16 protein-coding genes and 3 tRNA genes are annotated in these 21042 nt (G+C 64.8%); 7 read left to right on the top strand and 12 right to left on the bottom strand.

What is annotated here, in order from left to right:
- Positions 1 to 122: 122 nt before the first annotated feature.
- The 5 genes from INP52_RS09565 to INP52_RS09545 are packed head-to-tail and all read right to left on the bottom strand — an operon-like array spanning position 123 to position 7658.
- Positions 123 to 3032: an FtsW/RodA/SpoVE family cell cycle protein gene (locus INP52_RS09565; protein WP_194372945.1), complete on the bottom strand. Its 2910-nt coding sequence runs from the start codon at positions 3030 to 3032 to the stop codon at positions 123 to 125.
- A 52-nt stretch (positions 3033 to 3084) separates the two neighbouring features.
- Positions 3085 to 4350, bottom strand: a complete 1266-nt coding sequence (locus INP52_RS09560) for a Stp1/IreP family PP2C-type Ser/Thr phosphatase (RefSeq protein WP_228478342.1) — start codon at positions 4348 to 4350, stop codon at positions 3085 to 3087.
- Positions 4347 to 4760 (bottom strand): FHA domain-containing protein, encoded by a 414-nt coding sequence (locus INP52_RS09555; RefSeq protein WP_194371240.1) that lies wholly within the window; start codon positions 4758 to 4760, stop codon positions 4347 to 4349. The genes INP52_RS09560 and INP52_RS09555 overlap by 4 nt, the downstream gene beginning before the upstream one ends.
- A complete protein-coding gene (locus INP52_RS09550; RefSeq protein WP_194371238.1) occupies positions 4757 to 5899 on the bottom strand; it encodes an FhaA domain-containing protein in 1143 nt (380 codons plus the stop codon). The genes INP52_RS09555 and INP52_RS09550 overlap by 4 nt, the downstream gene beginning before the upstream one ends.
- Positions 5883 to 7658, bottom strand: coding sequence for a serine/threonine-protein kinase (locus tag INP52_RS09545; RefSeq protein ID WP_228478341.1), 1776 nt, complete (start codon positions 7656 to 7658; stop codon positions 5883 to 5885). The genes INP52_RS09550 and INP52_RS09545 overlap by 17 nt, the downstream gene beginning before the upstream one ends.
- Before the next feature lie 272 nt (positions 7659 to 7930).
- Between INP52_RS09545 and INP52_RS09540 the strand changes: the two genes are divergently transcribed.
- Positions 7931 to 8017 (top strand) — tRNA-Leu (locus INP52_RS09540).
- A 74-nt stretch (positions 8018 to 8091) separates the two neighbouring features.
- On the opposite strand, the gene INP52_RS09535 is transcribed toward INP52_RS09540, so the two are convergent.
- On the bottom strand, positions 8092 to 8295 hold the full coding sequence (locus INP52_RS09535) for a DUF6724 family protein (protein ID WP_194371234.1): 204 nt from the start codon (positions 8293 to 8295) through the stop codon (positions 8092 to 8094).
- 97 nt (positions 8296 to 8392) lie between these two features.
- On the opposite strand from INP52_RS09535, the gene serS reads away from it, so the two are divergent.
- The 3 genes from serS to INP52_RS09520 all read left to right on the top strand — a co-directional run bounded on the left by serS (position 8393) and on the right by INP52_RS09520 (position 10584).
- The gene (serS, locus tag INP52_RS09530; protein WP_194371232.1) at positions 8393 to 9676 is read left to right on the top strand and encodes a serine--tRNA ligase; all 1284 of its coding nucleotides are present in this window, start codon (positions 8393 to 8395) and stop codon (positions 9674 to 9676) included.
- 114 nt (positions 9677 to 9790) lie between these two features.
- Positions 9791 to 10195, top strand: a complete 405-nt coding sequence (locus INP52_RS09525) for a hypothetical protein (protein WP_194371230.1) — start codon at positions 9791 to 9793, stop codon at positions 10193 to 10195.
- 29 nt (positions 10196 to 10224) lie between these two features.
- A complete protein-coding gene (locus tag INP52_RS09520; RefSeq protein WP_194371228.1) occupies positions 10225 to 10584 on the top strand; it encodes a hypothetical protein in 360 nt (119 codons plus the stop codon).
- Here INP52_RS09520 and INP52_RS09515 read toward each other — a convergent pair whose 3' ends face one another.
- From INP52_RS09515 to INP52_RS09495, 5 genes are all read right to left on the bottom strand, one after another.
- A complete protein-coding gene (locus tag INP52_RS09515) occupies positions 10585 to 11706 on the bottom strand; it encodes an IS1249 family transposase (protein ID WP_194371226.1) in 1122 nt (373 codons plus the stop codon).
- Between the two features lie 308 nt (positions 11707 to 12014).
- A tRNA-Arg gene (locus INP52_RS09510) sits at positions 12015 to 12091 on the bottom strand.
- 138 nt (positions 12092 to 12229) lie between these two features.
- Positions 12230 to 12321, bottom strand: a tRNA-Ser gene (locus INP52_RS09505).
- Positions 12322 to 12395: 74 nt separating this feature from the next.
- Positions 12396 to 13385 (bottom strand): tRNA glutamyl-Q(34) synthetase GluQRS, encoded by a 990-nt coding sequence (gene gluQRS, locus INP52_RS09500; protein ID WP_194371224.1) that lies wholly within the window; start codon positions 13383 to 13385, stop codon positions 12396 to 12398.
- Between the two features lie 269 nt (positions 13386 to 13654).
- The gene (locus INP52_RS09495; RefSeq protein WP_194371222.1) at positions 13655 to 14308 is read right to left on the bottom strand and encodes a GNAT family N-acetyltransferase; all 654 of its coding nucleotides are present in this window, start codon (positions 14306 to 14308) and stop codon (positions 13655 to 13657) included.
- A 69-nt stretch (positions 14309 to 14377) separates the two neighbouring features.
- On the opposite strand from INP52_RS09495, the gene purH reads away from it, so the two are divergent.
- The 3 genes from purH (at position 14378) to INP52_RS09480 (ending at position 19909) form a co-directional block, all read left to right on the top strand.
- On the top strand, positions 14378 to 16003 hold the full coding sequence (gene purH / locus INP52_RS09490) for a bifunctional phosphoribosylaminoimidazolecarboxamide formyltransferase/IMP cyclohydrolase (protein ID WP_194371220.1): 1626 nt from the start codon (positions 14378 to 14380) through the stop codon (positions 16001 to 16003).
- 381 nt (positions 16004 to 16384) lie between these two features.
- The gene (locus INP52_RS09485) at positions 16385 to 19102 is read left to right on the top strand and encodes an InlB B-repeat-containing protein (RefSeq protein WP_194371218.1); all 2718 of its coding nucleotides are present in this window, start codon (positions 16385 to 16387) and stop codon (positions 19100 to 19102) included.
- Positions 19103 to 19243: 141 nt separating this feature from the next.
- Positions 19244 to 19909, top strand: a complete 666-nt coding sequence (locus tag INP52_RS09480) for a hypothetical protein (RefSeq protein WP_228478340.1) — start codon at positions 19244 to 19246, stop codon at positions 19907 to 19909.
- A 239-nt stretch (positions 19910 to 20148) separates the two neighbouring features.
- Here INP52_RS09480 and INP52_RS09475 read toward each other — a convergent pair whose 3' ends face one another.
- Complete coding sequence (locus tag INP52_RS09475; protein ID WP_194371216.1) at positions 20149 to 20934, bottom strand: C39 family peptidase; 786 nt, start codon at positions 20932 to 20934, stop codon at positions 20149 to 20151.
- Between the last annotated feature and the right edge of the window lie 108 nt (positions 20935 to 21042).

The following is a 21042-nucleotide window of genomic DNA, read 5'->3' as shown; positions in this document are numbered from 1 at the left end:
CGATCTCTCCTTATCACACTCGCGGCTTGCCCGCGTTCCTTTTTCTGAGGCACCATCGCCGCGATGCCCTGCTACGTTTTTGCTGCGTTTCTGCTTCGTTTTGTCTTGATCGTCTGCCTCCATCAGGTGTCGGAGCCGGATGACTGGACGTTGAGCGAGGAGGCGAGCACCTGTCCGGCCAAAGAGGCCGCAAAGCCCTCGACGTCTTCTCCCTGTCCCTCGACGCAGACCGAGATGACCAGCGTCGGGTTGTCATACGGCGCGAAGCCGATGAAGAACGAGTTGATGTTGCCGTTCTCGACCTGGGCGGTTCCGGTCTTGCCGGCGACCTGCGTGCCCGTGATCTGGGCGCGCTGGCCGGTCCCGTGGTCGACGACTCCGAGCATGGCCTCCTTGAGCTGGGAGGCGGTGTCGGCCGAGATGGCCTGTCCGAGAGAGCGCGCCGTGGTGGTGGAGGTGGTGGTCCCCTCAGGAGAGAGGATGTGGTCCACGACGTAGGGGTTCATGGTGACTCCGCCGTTGGCGATCGTCTGGGCGACCACGGCGTTCTGCATGATGGTGGTCTGCGGGCCGGCGGGGCTTGCGTGTTGGCCCACGGGCTGGCCGCAGGCCGCCCAGGCGGTTTCCCACTCGGTCATCTCGGCGGGGTCGGGCATGAGCGAGGTTACGCACGAGAAGTCCTGTCCCAGAGCCTGCCCGTAGCCAAAGGCATCGGCGTAGCGCACGAGCGTGCTCGCTCCCACCTCGCTGCCCACCTGGGCGAACACGGTGTTGGAGGACAGTGCGAGGGCCTCCTTGAGCGTGGGGGCGCCGTAGTCGTAGTAGCCGTAGTTGGAGATCTCGGCGCCGCCGATCTGGATTGCGGGGCTGGCGTCGTAGACGTCCGTGAGGTTCGCCGTGCCCGTGTCGAGCGCGGCAGCGAGCGTGATGGCCTTGAAGGTGGAGCCGGGGGAGTAAAGCGCCTGGGTCGAGCGGTCCAGGAGTTGTCCGCCCGTGCCCGAGGAGATGATGCTGTCCAGGTCATCGACCGAGTAGGTGGGGTTGGACGCCTTGGCCAGAACCGCTCCGGTCTTGGGGTCGAGCACCACGATGGCACCGGTGTAGCCGTCCAGGGCGTTCTCGGCTGCCTCCTGGATCTTCGAGTTTATGGTCAGCGCGACGGTGGAGCCCGACTGCTCGACGCCGGCCATCGAGTACAGAGCGCCCTTCCAGGTCGAGTAGTCGGCATGGCCGGTGAGGGTCTCGTTCATGGATGCCTCGACGCCCGTGGTCCCGTACTGCGTGGAGATGTAGCCCACCGTGTGACGCGCGAGCGTCCCCTGCGGATAGCTGCGCAGGTACGTGCCATCGGCCTGTTCGACGCTCTCCGCCAGGGTGACGCCGTCGGACGTGATGATGGCGCCGCGTTCTACGTAGGCGCTCTTCGCGATCGTGTGGTTGTTCGTGGGGAGGTTCTGAACGCGACTCGCGTCAATTTGCTGGACGTAGGTCAGGTTGGCTATGAGCGCGGCAAACAGGACGGCGAAGACCGTGACCAGGTTGGTGAGGCGCTTTCCGAGCGCGACGCGGCCGAGCACGCCTGACTCGGGGGTCTGCAGGCCAAAGTGGCCGCGCGCATGGCTTCCGCGCACGACGTCAGCGGCATGCGTCCCCGCTGCGGCGAGCCTTCCGGGAAACGCGATCTTTGATCCCAGGCGGTCCTCGGGGTTACCGGGGTTGCTCGCCATCTCGGTCTCCTGGCCGGTGCCCTCGTCGCCCGCGCGCAGCAGAAGCCCCACGATGACGAAGCTCGCCAGAAGCGAGGTGCCGCCCTGGCTCATGAAGGGCAGCGTGACGCCCGTGAGCGGCAGGAACTTGGTGACGCCGCCCACGATGAGAAAGGCCTGGAAGCACAGGGCGCACGTGAGGCCGACTGCTGCGAAGGCGGACGAGTCGGACTTGGCCCGCGCGGCCGTGGCAAAGCCGCGCACGCACAGAAGCAGGAACAAGATGAGCACGCCCGAGGCGCCCAGAAGCCCCATCTCCTCGCCGATGGCCGAGAAGATGAAGTCGCTCTCGACGACGGGGATGATGGTGGCCAAGCCCTTGCCGATGCCGGTTCCCACCAGGCCGCCGTCTGCGAGCGAGTAGAGGGACTGCACGATCTGGTAGCCGCCTCCCGAGGCATCCTTCCAGGGGTCGAGCCAGATGTTCACGCGGGTCTGGACGTGGCTGAACAGGTAGTAGCAGGCGACCCCACCTATGGCCAGCAGAAGCAGGCTCACAATCACATAGCTCACGCGCCCCGTGGAGACGTAGAGCATGATGACAAAGAACACGAAGAAGAGTAGGGCGCTCCCCAGGTCCTTCTCGAAGACGACGAGCAGGAGGCTGATGCCCCACATAACGAACACGGGCATCAGCATGCGAAGGCGCGGCAGCTTGAAGGGGCCAAAGCTGCGCATGGACACCGAGAGGGCCTCTCGGTTGCCGGCGAGGTAGAAGGCCAGAAACAGCACGATGAAGATCTTGGCGAACTCACCAGGCTGGAAGCCGAACCCCCCGATGTAGATCCAGAGCTTGGAGCCGCCCTTCTCGGTGCCTATGAGCATGGGGAGCAGGAGCAAGACGATGCCTATGAAGCCCAGGGTGTACTTGTACTGGGTGAGCCCATCGAGGTTCTTGACCACGAAGAGCACGGCTACCATGACGGCGACCGAGAGGAACAGCCAGACTACCTGGCTGACGGCCAGGGTGGGCGCAAGCCTGGTGAGGAAGGTGATGCCAATCCCCGAGAGCGTGAAGACGATGGGGAGAATGGCCGGGTCGGCGGCCGGCGCCAGCCAGCGAATGGCCACGTGGGCCACGGCGAAGGCGGCGAACAGCGCAAGGGGCAGCCCCAGCGTGGAAGGCGTGACCTCGGCGTTGGCGTTGAGGACGTACAGGGCGTAGAGGAGCAGGACCGGCACGGCCGCCAGGCAGAGCAGGAAGAGCTCGGTGTTGCGCCGCGAGTGCTGCTGACGTCCCGCTGCGGGCAAGAAGGACGAGGTCATGGCCTCGACGTCTCCGCGCGTCCGTCCTCTGACGTAGAGTTTTCTCCTCATGTCAGTCGCCCTCGCTCTGGTCCGAGGTCGTGGTGTCCGTGGGGGTTGCCGTCTCGACCGTGGGATCGCTTCCCGAGCGGGCCTCCACGGCGACCTCCTGTGCCCGGCTCTTCTCGTCGCTGATTTGCTGGCTGTAGGAGTCGAGGGTCTGCTGGGCGCTCTCCTGGTTCTGGACGCGGATTCCCGCCTCGAGCTGGTCCTGCACGGAGGTGGGCAAGTCGGAGGTCGCGACGGCGCTCGTGCTCACGAGATCATAGAGCGGAAGGCCCAGAAGGTCTGCGTTGACGCCCTGGTAGACGGCAACGTTTCCGTCGCTCACCCCGAGGTACCACTCGTTTCTGATAAAGAAGAGCACGCCTGCGAGGCAGACGGCCACGGTGGCCAGCAGAATTCCCGCGATGGCGAAGATACGCTTGGTGAGCTGAGAGCGCGTGGCGTCCGCCACGCCGTCGTTGAGGATGTCGACCACCAGGGCGGTCACGTTGTCGGATCCTCCGGCCGTGAGGGCTGCCCCCACGAGGTTGTCCGCCGCCTGCTGCGGCGTGGCGCTCGAGACGGCCACGGCCTCGATGTCGCTGTCGGGGATCATGCTCGAAAGGCCGTCGGAGCACAGAATCACGCGGTCTCCGTCGCTGACCTCGAGCGAGAAGTGATCGGCGTACATGTCGGGGTCAGAGCCCAGCGCGCGGGTGATGATGGAGCGCGAGGGGTGCGTGCGTGCCTCGTCGGCCGTGATCTGCCCCGAGTCCACGAGCTCCTCGACGTAGGAGTGATCGTGCGTGATGCGCACGAGGGTCCCGTGGTGGAGCATGTAGGCGCGCGAGTCGCCCACATGGGCCACGGCCATCTTGTTCTTGCTGATGAGCACCGCGGTTGCGGTGCAGCCCATGCCGGGCTTGCCCACGCCGTCCTCGGCCCCCTTGATGACGGCCAGGTTGGCTGCCTCGACGGCTGCGCCCAGAAGGACGTCGTCGGCGGTTCCCGGCGCCTGCTCGCCGATGGTCTCGACGGCGATGGAGCTTGCGACCTCGCCCGCGGCGTGGCCGCCCATGCCGTCGCAGACCACGAAGAGGGGCGTGCGGAGAAGAAACGAGTCCTCGTTGTGGCTGCGTACGAGGCCCACGTCGCTACGGGTTCCCCACGAGAGGAACTCGTTGGAGCCCGATATGGCGTCTGCGCCCATGCGGCCCTCGACGGTCATCTCGGCGCGACCGGGAGCGTTGGCGGGCCCGGTCGCACGAAGCGTCTGTATCTGATCCGTACTCATCCGCGACTCACGCGCATGATGGTGTCACCGACCTGGACCTCGTCGGCCTCTCTCAGCGTGACGGCCTGCCCGATGGGATGGCCGTTGACGAGCGTCCCATTGGTGGATCCCAGGTCCTCGAGGACGAGGGCGGGGCCCTGCAGCGTGAAGCGCGCGTGCGAGGCCGAGACGTAGGGCTCGTCGACGACGATGTCTGACGACGACGAGCGCCCGACGACGACCGGCCCCAGGATGTCCACGTGCAGGCCGCGCAGCAAGCGCGTGCCCTTCTCGACGTCAACCGCCCAGATGGCCGTGTCGCGGCGCTGGCCGCGCACGAGGCCCACGCCCGTGCGCATGACCGCGAACAGGAAGACATAGAGGACGACGACGAGCAGGACGCGCCCCAGGAAGAGGACGAGGTCGATCATTGCAGGTTCTCCCTGAACTCAAGGTTCACGAGGCCCACGGTGAGCAGGTCGCCGTCGCGCAGGACGCAGTCAGTCACGTCGACATCGTTGACCAGCGTTCCGTTGGTCGAGTTGAGATCGGTGACGTGCCAGTCGCGCCCGTCGAAGGAGAGCTCGGCGTGGCGGCGCGAGACATTGGGGTCGCGCAGGACGATCTGCGCCTGCGAGCGCTCGCGCCCGATGACGGCGGACGGGGCCGTGCCCGTGAAGGTGCGCCCAGTCTGCCGGTCGATGAGAAGGCAGGTGGCCCGGGGGGCCGACGCGCTCGCGCGGGCGCGGACGTCGGCGACGCCGTGCCCGGAGGTCTCGACGACAGGGGCCGCATAGGCGGCGGGGCTCTCGGTGCTGGTCTGCGCGGCGGCGTGATGCGGGTCCACGAGGGGCACGTTGCGGCGCTGCGTCTGAGGAACGGGAATGGACATGGGTCGTGCCCCCTCGGCGACAACGGGCGCATTTGCCACGGCGACGGGCATGGGGGTGGACGCGGAGGCGGAGGCCACGGGGAGGGGCTCGTCAAAGTCTCCCGGAACGACGCCGAGCCCAGCGTCGGTGTCCGAGAAGGGCACGGAGGCCGGTGTCACGAGCGGCGTCGAGAGCGGGGCTTCCTCGTGGCGCGCGGGGCGCGATGCCTGAGGCTGAGGGCCTCGACGCTGAATCTGCGCCGCAGCGCCCCCGACGCTCGAGTTGCCGCCCAAGAAGGCGCGCTCCTCCTCCCGCAGGCGCGTGAGCGTGCGGGAGTCGACGTTCTCGGCGAAGACGGCGAACTTTCCCGACTTGAGGGAGGGATCGACCATGAAGCGCACGAGGGGGTTGCCCACGAAGGCGTAGTTCTTCTTCTGCGCCTGCGCAGTCATGAGCGTGGATATCTCGTAGGTGATCTGCTCGTAGAGGGGGCGCATGAGCGCGTCGTCAGACGAGGAGACCAGCACGGTGTAGAGCGCGGGCGCGGTGTCGACGCCGTCGATCTCGTACGTCTCGTTTTCCATCTCGCGTGCGGCCCGCTTGGCAAGCTTCTTGAAGGAGAAGGGCTCGGTGTAGCCCTGGGGGGCAGCCCCGAACACGGAGCCGATACGCCCCTCGAAATCACTGAGGAAACTCATTGATATCCTCGCCTTCCCGCTCCTCAAAGAGCGGACCTCTTAGGACCGTCGCGATGCACAAAAACACGAACAAGATTACCGCAAGGGCCACAGACTCCCCATCGGGAGGCATCCATATACCGCTATTCTCCATTCTAGCTGCGAGAACCTCAAAAAGGATGATGCACATAAGGCCAAGGGACTGCCCCGTCACACCAGCGGCCATGCTCCCTCGCAAAGCCACCGCCGAGGACACGGCCGCACACGCGGCGGCACCGGCGGCCATGAGCCAAAACGAGGGTCGCCCCCAGGAGACCAGCAGTGCCGCCACGGTGGGAGAGGCCGCGAAATCCGCTGCGGACGTGAGGTGAAAGAGGCTGCCCATGAGGTAGCCCACCACCCCGGTGAGCGCGGCGGGGGCGGGGTCGAGGGCAAAGCCTGCGAGGCCGGCTCCCGTCAGCGGCGAGGCGAGGCAGCACGGCAGAAGGACTGCCGCCGAGGCTAGGTGCTCGCGGCGTCCCGCGAAGACCCACCAGCCCCCGAGCCCGAGCGCGCTCAGCGCTGCCAGGAGAAATGACGCTACGGTTGGGGTGGTCATGAGGAGCGCTCCGCAGAGCAGCGCCCCCACGAGGGCCGAGCCCAAAGGAGGCCAGAGAGCCGAGGCGCCGCAGATGACGAGAAGGGCCACGACCATGGCCTGCGGGCTCTCACCCGCCAGTGCGGAGAGCAGGGGGTGCGCAGCCAGCAGCACCAGAAGGGCGGTGAGCGCTCGGACGAGCGCGCTCGCGAGCCAGGGGTAGCGCACGTTCAGCGGGAGGTGGCGCACCTCCCAGGAGGTTCTCTCGGCAGGCTCGTCCTGCTCGGACTGCTCGACGAGAGAGGAGAGCGAGGCGGCTCCGTTCTCTGTGGGGCCCAGGAAGGCAAGGAGTTCGCCCGCGAGCTGCCGCACCGAGGTCGTGCGCTCGGAGGTCACGGGGGCCAACGCGCTGAGCAGGACCCGCTCGGGTTCGCCCGCGAGCTCGGGGCAGTCCTTGGAGAGCGCGCGCGTGGGGCCCTTCTGAATCTTGTCGCGCGAGGCGGCGGCACTGGGCGCAAGGAAGGGGTCGGAGCCCGTGAGGGACTGCCATACCACAACCGCGAGCGAGAAGACGTCGGCGCGCTCGTCCACGAGAAGCCCCTCGATCTGCTCGGGTGGCATGTAGCCCACGGTGCCCCCGCGCGCCCCGCCGTAGCCTGCGGCCGAGGCGAGCGCGGCCATGCCAAAGTCGGCGAGCTTCACGACGCCCTGGCGGTCGATCATGATGTTGGTGGGCTTGATGTCCAGGTGCAGCACGCGGTTCTCGTGGGCAAACGAGAGGGCGCGTGTGACGGACTGGAGCATGTGGGCGCACTCCTCGTACGTGAGGCGGCCCCCCTCCACGCGCGCGAGAAGCTCGGCGAGGTTGAGCCCGTCGACGTACTCCATGACCAGGTAGGCATAGGAGCCATCGGTCTCGAAGTCAAAGACGGTCACGATGTTGGGGTGGGCGAGCATGCAGGCGGTGCGCGCCTCTGCTAGGGCCTCCTCGGCCGTGGTTGTGCCGTTTTGGGAAAGCAGCGGCATGCGCTTGATGGCCACGCGCCGTTGCAGGCGCGTGTCCCAGCAGGTGCAGACGGTGCCAAACCCGCCGGTGCCCCGTCGTGCCAAAACGCGATACCTTCCCAGAAGAACCTCGTCGGGAGGGGTGTCGCCTGGCTTGGGGGCCGCGCCGGGACGTACGATGGTCGGCGTGTCACTCACGGCTTCTCCTCGTCTTTTGAGCTGCGTGCTGCCGTGTGTTTGTGGGGCCATTCTACCCCGCATGCCATTGGGCGTGCCCCTCTACGCGCTGCGCACGGCTGGCGCGCACGTGCCGACCATGCCCGAACGCCTCGTTTGGGGCGATTTTGGACCTTAAACACGCGTTCGGGTATGGTCGGAAAAGTAGACTCCCTCCGCGAGGCTCATGACGAGGCGGCTGCCAGAAAAACTCCTTGGCACGCTGCGGTTGATGCGCTAAACTTACGCAGCACGCGGGCGTGGCGGAATTGGCAGACGCGTACGGTTCAGGTCCGTATGAGAGCAATCTCATGAAGGTTCAAGTCCTTTCGCCCGCACCAGTAAAGAAGGAGCCCCCGGCCTTGGTCGGGGGCTTTTTGTGCGCATAGGATGTGAGGGGCGCGGCGACGAAGGACTATTGCTCCTCGCCTTCGTCCTCGTCATCGCCAAAGAGGTCCCAGTCGTCCTCGCCCTTCTCGTGGTTGAAGTACTGACGCTTGGTCTTGCGCTCCATGACGATTGAGATGACGAGGCACAAGACGATGCCTCCCAGAACCAAGGCGATGACGCCGTTCCTGTCGTTGAAGAGCCACGTGAATAAGTTCCCGATCGCCTGCATGCCGCCTCCCGAGCGCGTCGCGTTTTATGAACACAAGTATATACTCGGGATGCCTTGCGACCGCAAGGCAGCAAACAGGCAGGAACGGAGAGCCACCATGCTCGACATCAAGTTCGTCCGTGAGAACCCTGATCTCGTGGACCATTCGTGCGCGTCTCGCCAGAACGCGCACTGGGATCGCGAGCGGTTCTTTGAGCTCGATGAAGAGCGTCGTCACGTCATCTCCGAGGTCGAGGGCCTCCAGGCCGAGCGCAACGCCACGTCCAAGAAGATCGGCGGGCTCATGCGCGAGGGCAAGAAGGACGAGGCCGAGGCCGCCAAGGCGCGGGTCGCGGCCAACAAGGATCGCATCGCCGAGCTCGACGCCCGCCGCGGCGAGGTCGAGGCGGATCTCTTTGACCTGGTCAGTCGCATTCCCAACATCCCCGACCCGAACGTGCCCTACGGCAAGGACGACTCCGACAATCCCGAGGCCCGCCGCTGGGGTACGCCGCGTGAGTTCGAATTCGAGCCTCAGGCGCACTGGGACCTTGGCCCCGAGCTGGGCATCATTGACTTCGACCGCGGCGTCAAGCTCGCGGGCACGCGCTTCTACCTCTTGGGCGGCCTGGGCGCTCGCATGGAGCGCGCCCTTATCAACTTCATGATCGATTTGCACACCAAGGCCGGCTTCAAGGAGTGGTGGCCCCCCGTCATCACCAACCACGACACCCTCTTTGGCACGGGGCAGCTGCCCAAGTTCGAGGAGGACCTCTATCACGTGAACCCCGACCTCTATCTCATTCCCACGGCCGAGGTCATGCTGACCAACATCCACCGCGACGAGGTTCTCGACGGAGCTCAGCTCCCGCTGTGGTATACCGCCTTCACGCCGTGCTTCCGCGAGGAGGCGGGCTCGGCGGGCCGCGACACGCGCGGCATCATCCGCGTGCACGAGTTCGACAAGGTCGAGATGGTCAAGTTCTCACGCCCCGAGGATTCCATGGACCAGCTCGAGAGCATGGTGTCCGAGGCCGAGCTCGTGCTCCAGGCGCTGGGCCTTCCTTATCACGTGGTCACGCTCTGCACCGGGGACATCGGCTTCTCGGCGCGCAAGTGCTACGACCTCGAGGTGTGGCTGCCCAGCTACAACGCCTACAAGGAGATCTCCTCCTGCTCCAACTGCTGGGACTTCCAGGCGCGGCGCGCCAACATCCGCTACCGGGACCCCTCCGAGTTCAAGGGGACGCGCTTCGTGCACACCCTGAACGGCTCCGGCCTGGCCGTGGGCCGCACCATGGCAGCCATCATCGAGAACTACCAGAACGCGGACGGCACGGTGACAGTCCCCGAGGCCCTGCGCCCCTACATGGGTGGCATCGAGGCCATCAAGCCCGAATAGCCAGAAGACCCTCGTCTTCTCTTGGGGCCGCCCTTGTTCAGGCGGCCCTTTTCCAACTATAAAAAGAACATGTGTTCCTAGAACATATGTTTGGGTATACTGGAACAAGGGAAGGTGACAAGAAAGGTCTGGGTGATTCTCATGGGGGAGTTTGAGGTCGCGCGTTTCGAGCGGGCCGGCGACGTGCGCAGAATGTCGGTGGCGCGCGAGGGGGGCGGCATCGTGCTGCGAGAGGACCTCTCGGGTCCCTCCACGCTCATCGCCTATGGGGACAAGGAGCGCAGTCTGCGAATCTTTCTGAAGCCTGCCGCACTTGACGCCCTAATCGAGCGAATCGGATTTTCTGGTGGGGAGGGCTCCCTCTGGGACTTTCTCACTCGGGAGCGTTATGACCTTGCAGATCTGATGGACCTCTGCGATCGCACGGGCATCCCCTACGTCTTCACGGGGATGGGAGACCGGAGCGGCCTGCAGTTCAGGCCCGCGCGCGCCGACTGCCGGCGCATCGCGTACCATTGAGCTGACTGCAAGATTCTGGGGAGACTGCCATGAGGCGCTACACCATCGATGGTCTTGCCCGCCTCGTCGGTCACACCAACCTTCATCCCGATGCCACGCACGAGGACATGCGGGTGCTCTGCGACCAGGCAAAGCGCTATCACTTTAGGATGGTTGCGGTGAACTCCGTCCAGTCACGGCTCTGCTCGGAGCTCCTGGCGGGGACGGATGTCCATACGGGTGCGTCCATCGGGTTTTCCCTTGGTCAGAGCTCGGTTGCTGCCAAGGTCTTCGAGATCAAAGACGCCCTTGCCAGCGGCGCGAACGAGATTGACTGCGTGGTCGATCTTACTGAGGTCAAGGCAGGAAACTGGAAATATGGGGTTATAGGACAAAACGTGTTGCTATGACTAGTCCCAGTCCGAACGCCAGGGGACCGACTGGTGCAGATCCTGCCAGACCAGGCCATCACCCCACTCCATCGGTTCTTCGCTTCTCTGCCCGTAGGTGATGTTGCGATATGCCCGGGCGATCTGGTCATCCGTGGGCATCACCTTCAGGATCTGCGCAGCGGGCAGGGGGCACTCCGTGTGCAGATAGCACCACCAGTAGACGGCCTTGATCCCTCTGGTCGTGCTGAGGCCCCTGTGATCCCTCAGCATGCGTCTCAGCTGGGCGTTCACGCCGCCCTCTATCCTGTTGTTCGTTGCCGGCAGAGGCCCGAGCACGCCCGTGAGGCCAGGGTCGACGTAGGTGAAGAGCGTCCCCTGCCTGACGAGGGTCGTAAGCGAGCCTCTCGCCCTGACGAGCCTCTCGTGGGTGTAGGCCAGGTGTCCGCGCTCGTCACGGGTGCGCTCGGCCAGGAACGCACCCCAGCGCGAGCACCATGACGCGTAGGAGACCATCCAGGCGGCCGCCTGCTCGGAGCTGGCAACATGCGGCAGCCGGCACGCGAGGTCATAGGGCTCGACGCCCGCCCTAAGCTTGGGACGTGAGGTGGTGTACCTTCTGACCTGGCAGAAGGCATGGAAGGTGCAACGCTGGACCCTCGTGGTGGGCCACATGCGCCTGGCGGCCTTGGCGAACCCCGAGCCGCCGTCACCCACCACCACGCCGGGAGGGGCGATGCGGGCCAGCAGGGCCGACCAGGCACGCGAGTTCTCGCTTCTTGCCACGTACCACCCGAGGACATGCTCGTCCGTGCAGGCTATGAGCACGACGACGTCGCGAGCGACCCATATCCCGTCGACGTAGACGACATCGAAGACCTCGTCCACGAGGGGAGGCAGGGGCCATATGTCCCAGAACCTGGAGGTCCTCCTCCTGAAGGTCCTCCCGCCACCCGGCAGGTCGGACTGTCTCTCACCGGAGAGCAGCCATGTCAGGAACCCGTCCAACGTCTTCGCGGAAGCATCTATCCCATGGACGAACGTTGCCCCGCAGGTGAGGCATCTCCAGCGCTGCCTCCCTGCGGTCGTCCTGCCACTCCTCTTGGTCTTGCCCCCGCAGTAGGGGCACCTCACCTTGCCCATCGGACCGCCTGCCTCCGTCGACGTCGACACAGGCAACTAACATGGCATGCTTATGGGCATTTAGCTGGGACGATAGGCGGGATCAGCAACACGTTCTGTCCATCCTCGTAGTTGGGAGGGACCAACTATAGACCCACCTTATTGGGGTGTTACCTGCAAGAACGTGACAGATCAGCAACACGTTTTGTCCTTTAACCCGAAATATGCGCGTGACGAGATGGAGCAGATCGTATCCGTGCGCCGTGCGGTTAGGTTGAATGTGATGATGTAAAAAAGAGGGGCCCCTTTGGGAGCCCCTCGTGCGCGCATGGTGCGGCGTATAGGATTCGAACCTATGACGCCCTGATTCGTAGTCAGGTCCTCTATCCAGCTGAGGTAACGCCGCGTGCAATCAGAAATAATGCCACGGTGCCCCCTCTGCGTCAAGGCGGAAAAAGAAAAAGAGCAAAGTCGTGTGGACGCTAGGGGGACGTTGCACATAAAAAAGAGCCCGCCCTCCTTGGGAGGACGGGCTCGAGCATTCTGGCGGAGAGCTGGGGATTCGAACCCCAGATAGGATTTGCATCCTATACTCGCTTAGCAGGCGAGCACCTTCGGCCTCTCGGTCAGCTCTCCGAACTGGTGCTCAAGCATGATACCCCACAACGGCTCCCGCCCACAACATCACGGCCTTCTTGAGCGAGAAAATCTTATCTGGGGAGGGGCAGAAGGCGGTGGAGAAATCTCTCGTCCACCACAATGTTGCCTCGTTGAGCGGCGAGCTTGTCCCACGAGAAGGAACCCACGAGCTCGGACGGCGCGGCCTCACAGCCGCGGTCGACCAGTCCGGCTGCGGCCGCGAGCTCTCCCGTGACGCGCTCGGCACGAATGCCGCGCGCACGCAGACTTCCGAGGTCGAGGTCACGCTCGCGCTTGGAGAGGCGGCGTTCGTCGGGGGCCACGAGCAGGGGCACGTGTGCGTAGCACGGTTCGTTGAACCCGAGGAGCCGCGCGAGGTAGATCTGGCGCGCCGAGGACTCCAGCAGGTCACGCCCGCGCACGACCTGGTTCACGCCCATAAGGGCGTCGTCCACGACTACGGCGAGCTGGTAGGCCGTCACCCCGTCGCTTCTGCGTACGAGGAAGTCGCCGCACTCGCGTGCCAGTACCTCGCGTTGGGGGCCAAAGACGAGGTCGGACCACGTGATGGTTCCAGCGGGGTCCTTCGCGAGGGGGACGCGCAGCCGCGTCGCAGGCGCGCGCCGCTTTGAGCGGCGGGTCACCTCGGCGGCAGAGAGATTGCGACAGGTTCCCTGGTACAGATAGGTGCCGTCAGAAGCATGGGGAGCCGTGGCCGCATGCAGCTCGGAGCGCGTGCAGAAGCAGGGGTAGGTAAGGTTCGCCGCCGTGAGGCGCGCGATTGCGCTGTCGTAGAGCTCCCCGCGCTCGCTCTGGAAGAAGGGTCCCTCATCCCAGTCGAGCCCCAGCCAGACGAGGTCGTCCACAAGCCGCGCGGCGACCGTACGGTCCTGCGCCCTCGGGTCAAGGTCCTCGATGCGCAGCACGAGCGTGCCGCCTGCGGAGCGTACGGAGAGCCAGGCCATGAGGGCGGAAAAGACGTTTCCCAGGTGCATGCGCCCGGACGGCGTGGGGGCAAAGCGGCCGCGCACGCCCGTAGGGCCAGGTCCGATGGTGGGCATCGCTGTTCTCCGAGAGGTAGTTAGTATCATTTTTCTTCGGACAGAGGGTAGCACAGGGCGAGCGCGGCCCCGCAGTGCTCAGTTTGGGCCTTCAACACATGTCCTCATGGTTTGAAAATAGGATATTGATTTCTTCTTTTTGCTCAATTCTGAAGTTCTCCCAGATGACGAGAAAACTGTCAGACGAGCAGCTCCGTATAGACGTGTATCGAAAGCCCAAACTGCGTCGCAAAATCAGAAAGCGTGCGTCGAAGGCCTAAACTGAGCCGCTAGAGTCGATCTGCGTAGACGTAGAGATTGAAGTCGTCCACGCCATTGCCACCGGCGGGCGACTCGATCTGCGAAGGCCGTGTCATGGTACGAGCGAGTCCCTTGTAGTCATAAAACGAGACGTCGCAGCCGTCATCGGTGAGCAGGAAAAAGCCCTCGGCACCCTCCTCACGAAGATAGCGCCGCGCCTCCCCGAAGAGGTGCCCGCCGATCCCCCTTCCGTGCGTCGCGGGGTCCACGACAAGAAGCTTCATGACGGCCGCACCCTCAGCCGCACCCGACGCGGCAAAGTCTTCCGCTAGGCGACTCTCCTCGTCGATGACGTCGGAGTTCTTTGCGACCTCGCGCGCGAGGTGGGCGTTCCTGTGCGACAGGCGCACGAGCCTGCTGTGCCTTCTGCGCCAGGCGGTTGCGTCTCTGGGAACGCGGTCAAGCTCGGCCAGGAGCATCGCCCCCACGAGCTCATCATCGAGCTCGGCGACGAGCGAATGAGTCGTCTGGGCAAGGTAGCCCGAGAGCTCGATGCGACTGGCGAGCTCACCGGCCTCGGGGATAAGTTCAGAGCACCAGAGTCGGTTGAGCAAAGTGGCGACGGCATCGAAGTCAGACGTTTCAAAAGGACGGTAGGTTACGCCGCCCTGCATCTTACTCATGTTCTCTCCTAGCTGCGTTATGGTGGAAACTACGGTACAACATGCGGTCGCTCTACCCAAGGAGGCTCCATGGAAGACACACCTATCAAGCGCGCGCTCGTCTCGGTGACCGACAAGACCGGCGTGGTCGAGTTCGCCCGGACGCTCGAGGACGAGTTTGGCGTCGAGGTCGTCTCGACGGGCGGCACGGCGCGCACTCTGACGGATGCGGGGGTGAGGGTCGTCCCCATCGAGGAGTACACGGGCTTTCCCGAGATGATGGACGGTCGCGTGAAGACGCTGCACCCCAAGGTCCACGGCGGCCTGCTCGCGCGCCGCGACTCCGCAGAGCACATGGCGGAGGCCGCCGCGCACGGTATCAACATGATCGACCTTGTCTGCGTGAACCTCTATGAGTTCGAGAAGACCGTGGCCGACCCCGAGGTCAGCTTCGCGGACGCGATCGAGCACATCGACATCGGCGGCCCATCCATGCTGCGCTCCGCCGCCAAGAACGCCGACTCCGTGACCGTGGTCACGGACCCCGACGACTACGACCTCGTGCTGGGTGAGATGCGCACCCACGCCGGTGCCACCACGCGCGCCGTCCGTCGGGAGCTCCAGCTCAAGGCCTTCGAGACCACGGCCTCCTATGACACGGCCATCGCCATCTGGCTGGGCGACCAGCTCGACACCGAGGAGAGCGCGCGACAGGAGAGCCCCGTCACCCCCGACGAGTTTGGCATCTACCTCGAGAAGCTCGAGGATCTCCGTTACGGCGAGAACCCCCACCAGACTGCGGCCGTCTATCGCTTCGCGGACGGGTTTGCGTCCCTGGTGTCCTCCGACCACCCGCTTGCGGCCGCGCCGCAGATTCAGGGCAAGCCCCTCAGCTACAACAACTACCTGGACGCCGATGCCGCGTGGAGCCTCGTGCGCGAGTTCGACGAGCCGGCCTGCGTGATCCTCAAGCACCAGAACCCCTGTGGCTGCTCGATGGCCGCCGACGTCACGACCGCCTATGACCGCGCCTTTGCCTGCGACCCCAAGTCCGCCTTCGGTGGCATCATCGCCTGCAACCGCGAGGTGCCCTATAACCTCGTGGAGCACTTCGCCGACAAGAACAAGCAGTTTGTGGAGGTGCTCATTGCCCCGAGCTACACGCCCGAGGCCCTCGAGCGCCTGGCCCGTCGCAAGAACCTGCGCGTGCTGGCCACGGGCGGGACGGGTGACCATGCGGCGCTCGAGCTGCGCTCCATCGACGGGGGCATGCTCGTGCAGTGCGTGGACACGGTCTCGGAGGACCCCTCGACCTTCATCGTCCCCACCAAGCGCACGCCCACTACGGCCGAGATGAACGAGCTCCTCTTTGCGTGGCGCGTCTGCAAGGGCGTCAAGTCAAACGCCATCCTCATCTCCAAGGGCAGGGCGGGCATCGGTATGGGACCAGGTCAGCCCAACCGCGTCGACTCGGCGCTTCTCGCCTGCAAGCGCGCCGACGAGGCGTGCGCGCGCATGGGGGCCGAGCCGGGCGGCTACGCCTGCGCCTCAGACGCCTTCTTCCCGTTTCGCGACAACGTGGACGTGCTCGCCGAACATGGCGTGACCTGCATCATCCAACCGGGCGGCTCCAAGCGTGACGACGAGTCCGTCGCCGCCTGCGACGAGCACGGCATCGCCATGGTGTTCACGGGAACGCGCCACTTCAGGCACTAGAAACAAGGCCGATTTTATAACACCTGAGGCGCGCCCCGCGGGCTGACACTCGCGGGGCGCGCCTTTTTGTTTTGCACAAATAGATAAAGTATTAAATACTACTTATTGTGAGCGTAAGAGGGACATATAGCCTCATATATGCCCCATCAGCGTTCTAAAAACTCGTATGTGGTAGGAAAACAGCAGCATATGGCAGCATTCACAGGGAGGCCTTCTGTAGGCACTCCTGACCCACTCACAAAAAATTGTGCATGCAACCATTGCTTTTTTATTATTGGAGGGGGTATTTTTCAGATGGTTATCAATCTACAGCGTCGATACGCTCGAGACGAAGCTCGCGACGGCACCCAAAAGAGCACCTGAGGTGCGAAGGGAGAAGCGGTGAACATACGGGCACGCATGCGCGTAGTCATTCTTTTGGCCCTTGCGGCGGTCATGGGAATGGCGCCCGCGCTGAGCACCACTGCTCTGGCTGACCCCACGACCCAAGGTGAGGACGGGGGCGATCAGGGCCTGGTGGTGAGCATCGCCAGCGCAGACGATCTTGCCCGCGCCATCAAGAATCAGGCCGACGGCCAGACGTGGAACCTCGCGTCGGGCACGTATGATCTGGGCGAGGATCAGCTCGCGCAGTACGAGGACGTGCAGGCCAGCGGACGCGTAGGCTGGTACCTCCCCCTCGCGGCCAACAACATCACCATCAATGGAAACGGGGCGACCCTCACGAGTAGCGTCGTCAGGTCAGATGGTGCCTGGCCCACGCAGAACTTCATCACCGTCTCTGGTTCCGACGTCACCATAAACGACGTGAACATCATCTGCAAGAGGGAGGTCAACAAGGCCATCGAGATTCTCGGTAAGAACTTCTCGATGAGCGACTCAGGGGTGCTTCCCGTCGACGGAGGAAACTCGGGCTCCATCTACTTCAACAACGCTGGAACACCTGGCAACATCGGCGATGCGCGCCTAACCAACGTCACCGTCTCCTCTTGGATTGCCAACGCCAACCTGGGCGAAGGGGACACCCTGACGCTTGACGGCGTCACGGTCGACTTCTCGGGTAACGAGTACGCGTCTGACCCGATCTATGCCCCCATTCGCAACAACCGCGTCACGCTCACGGGAGCGGGCCTCACCGTCAAGGCCGACGACGCCGTCGCCGACTTCGAGGATCAGGTTATCGAGCAGTCCCCGACGGGCGCGGTTCTTTCTCTGCAAAGCGATCTTGAGCTTGGCAGTACCCTGAACATCATGGACAAGAATGACCTCACCATTGAGGGCAACGGTCACACCATCACCGCAGCCGGGGACTTCACCGCGGACGAGTTCGGCCAGCTCAATCTCGTGAAGCCTCAGAGCTGCACGAACCTCACCCTCAGGGACGTGAGGCTCGTCGCAACCTCCGCCAACCGCCACGCGCTCGACGTCTATGGCTGCGCGGGCGTCTCCCTGCAAAACGTGACGCTTGACCACAGCGCGTCCACCGTGGGAGCCCCCCTTGTGAGCAACGGCTCGACCATCACCGTCGATGGCCCTCTCACGCTGGTCACCGGCGAGGGCTCCTGGTATGCCGCGAACGTCGACCGAGGCGGTGCGCTCGTGGTCAACGAGAAGAACGGCGGCAGCGTCTCCTTCTCGGGCGATGCGAGCAAGGCCGCGGTGTTCACCGAGGACCCCGACAACGTCGCCATCGACCTTGGAAGCTCGGGTGAGGACCTTGGCGGCGGCTGGTACGGCAAGGCGGCTGCGCGCATCGGAGCGCAGGGTTACCTCACGCTCGCGGACGCCGTCGAGGCGGCGCAGACGGGAGACACCGTCGTGCCGAGCGCGGGCGAGCACGTGGGATGCCTCGACCTCACCGACAAGTCGCTCACCATCGAGGGTCCATCCGAGGGGGAGGCCGTCATTGCCTTCGACCCGCAGACCTGCTCCCCAAGAACGTACCTCGATGACCTCACAGCGTGGCCCACGGTCTACTCCAACACGGATCTTGCGCTCAGAAACGTCACCCTCTCCGGCCCCTCCGCCCCCGGCTCGAGCATCGACGGCGTCTATGTCGCGGGCGGTGACCTCACGCTTGACGGGGTGACCATCAAGGACATGAGCCCCGTCCCCGCTGCCTCCCCGGCGCGCACGGGCGAAACCCCCTCTGGTCGCGGCGTCGTCTTTGGGGGCTCTGGGGACCTCTCCATCACCGGAGGTACCATCACGGGCTTCCAGAATGACGGCATCGACACGAGCACCACGGGCAGCGTCACGATTAACGGCACCACGATTACGGGCTTCGGCGGACAGAGCGCGGCTCCCCAGAGGGGGATCGTCCTGCGCAGCGGCACCGCCAGAATCATCAACGCCACCATCTCCGGCATGGCGGGCAGCGCCCTTGCCAGGCAGGCAAGTGGAAGCGTGGCGATTGACGTCTTCGACGGCGCCACGGCCCATCTCGCGGGCAACGTCCTTTCTGCCGACAATGACGCGGCGCTCTACCTCGAGGACGGCGCCCACGTCGTCGCCGCGGGCAACCAGATTCTCGCGCCCGTGTACAACTTCGGCACGGATGAGGTGGACCTAAGTGGCAACTACTGGGGAGAGGATCCCGACTTTGGCGTCCTGGCTCCCCCCACAGGCACCCTCAAGGTCTTCCCGCGCTACGCTGAGGCCTCCATGGGCACGCTCGTCGATGAGAACGGAGACCCCGTTGAGGACCCAGAGCCCGAGCCCACAACGCATCAGGTGACGTTCGTCTTTGGGGTGAGCGGCGTCGATGACGTGGTCGTCGAGGTCGAGGACGGTGCGACTGTCTCCGCCCCCTCCTCCCTGCCCACCGCTGTGGGCTACACCTTTGCCCACTGGTACGCGGACAAGGGACTTACCAGGGAGTTCGACTTCTCCGTCCCCATCACTGAGGACACGACCGTCTACGCTGGCTGGTACAAGCTGGGCTCCTCCAATAACGAGGTTGTGGGTGCGGTGTCGTCTGACGATGTCCTCGTGCCCCGAACAGGCGACGCCACCTCGTGGGCGTCCTTCGCCACGGCGGCCGTCCTAGGGGTCGTTGCTCTTGGTGCGGGAGCCGTTGTGGCCCGTAGGCACCGATAAGTGATTCGGACCTGCATTTCTCGTGCCTTTAATGACCCCCCAGTCCCGGCCAGCGCCCCCGCTGGTCGGGATCTGTTGTGTCTGGGGCCCCGCAGACGCCTAACGGATAAAATGAGCCCGGCGATATACGGAGGAGGACCCATGCACGAGGAGCGAAACGCAAGCACGCAGGTGGAGGGCTTCACGCTGGGGCGTCCCGCCTTGGTCTGCCGGTGGCGCCTCGCGCATCATCTGCTTCCCCTGGAGAATCGCCACCTGCGCGCCCTTGCCCAGCGCCGCGTCAACGGGGTGCCCGTGTCCACGCAGCTCGTCGCCTGGGCCAAGCAGCACATTGAGTGGACGCTGGGGGATGGCTCCGGCGAGCACCCCGACGGCGTGCTCATGCTCGTCGTCGACGAGCGCGGCCAGGCCGCCATGAGCGTGGGTCCCTACGAGCCCCTGGAGACGATCAGCGTATCGGAGCTCGCCTCCCGTGTGCGCCTGGCCGCGCGCGAAGCCCGCTCCACGGGTGTCTCGCCCGAGACGCTCTGGCTCGTGCGGGAGGGGCAGCTCGTCTGGGGCATCGAGCCGAGCGAGCGTCCCTCGGGTGCGGCCACGCTCGTGTCCGACCTTGCGCGCGCCGAGGGACTTGTCGTCACGCGTCGCGCGGGGCTTGCCCATGCCCTCTTGCAGGGAAACGTTGCGTACGACGAGGCCTTTCTCGTCTCGGACGAGCACGGGGTCGTGGGTGCCGACGACGCGCAGGGGCCCTGCGCGCAGCACTTTGCCAGAGACTACGAGAAGCTCCTGTCTACGACGCGCCGCTAACGCGTCCCCTGCGTATGGCGGGGCACCTATGGCGTTTGCGAGCCGATACATGCGTGGAGCGCCCCGCCGAACGGACTGAAGGGCGCCCCCACGGGGCGCTTGCTGCGTTTAGAGAAAGATATGTGCCGCAAGTGCCCTGCGAGGCTTTTCAACGCCATATCTGACGGGGCATATGCGGCGCTTGCGGGTTGGCCGTCGCGGGTTGGTGCGGCTCCGCGCCGCTCGCCGGCGGCTAAGTCCTAGGCGAGCGAGAAGCTCCAGATATTGCTGGCCTCTGCGCAGATAAGGTCGAGGTCCCACGTCCTCATGCTGCGCCCCACGCTGTTGGAGTCGTGGACGACTACCTTGGCGTCCTGCCCCATTCGCTCCAGCACAATATAGTGGCCCACCTTCGTGAACGTTCCCGGCTCCATGACGCAGATGAGGGGGTGGCCCGCCTCGAGCTCCTCTTCGAGCCGGCTGGACACGGCGGACAATACCTCGCTCGAAAGGCCCAGCTTCTGGGCACCCTCAGTCATGAGCTCCCAGGAGCTCCCGTCCTGGTCGGTCGCATAGCCGTTCCCGGTGCTGAACGCTGCCATCGCGCCAGGGTCGAGGTCCGTCTTTCCCGTCAGGTAGATGTAGACCATGGAGAGCGCGGTGGGCCCGCACCCCTGCTCCGCGAAGGTCCCGTTTGAGTATGCGACGTCTGCCCACTGGGGGTCGGTTTGATAGAGGTAGGGCATCTCGCCCTGGCGCCATTGATCTTGCGGGGTGCTGCTCGGCTCCCCATCGCCGGATTCGTCGGACTCGGAGGAGGGCTCCGCGGGAGTCTCTTTGACATTCTCCTGCCCCTCGGGGGCCTGCCCCGTTGGTCCGGAGCAGGACGAGAAGAGCGCCAGGAGCGCAAGCGCAAGCATCGCGATTACGCCGATGCCTCCCAAAATCAGGCGCCGGCGACCCCTCTTCTCGGTGGCGCGGTCGTCTCCGCGTCCGGCTGCGCGTCGGGGGCGAGACGAGCCACCTCCGCGAGGTGCGTCCTGCATGGCCCTCCTCTCAGAACATTTCGAAGATTCTAGCATGCTGACGAAGTCCCGGACCTAATTCCTAGTGAGGAAAGAGGTATTTAACTGCGCTTCTTTAAAAGGACAGAT

Source organism: Thermophilibacter immobilis, assembly GCF_015277515.1.
GTDB classification, from domain to species: Bacteria; Actinomycetota; Coriobacteriia; order Coriobacteriales; family Atopobiaceae; genus Thermophilibacter; species Thermophilibacter immobilis.
The sequence above is the reverse complement of the archived record's forward strand: the minus strand, read 5'-3'. Positions and strand labels throughout refer to the sequence as shown.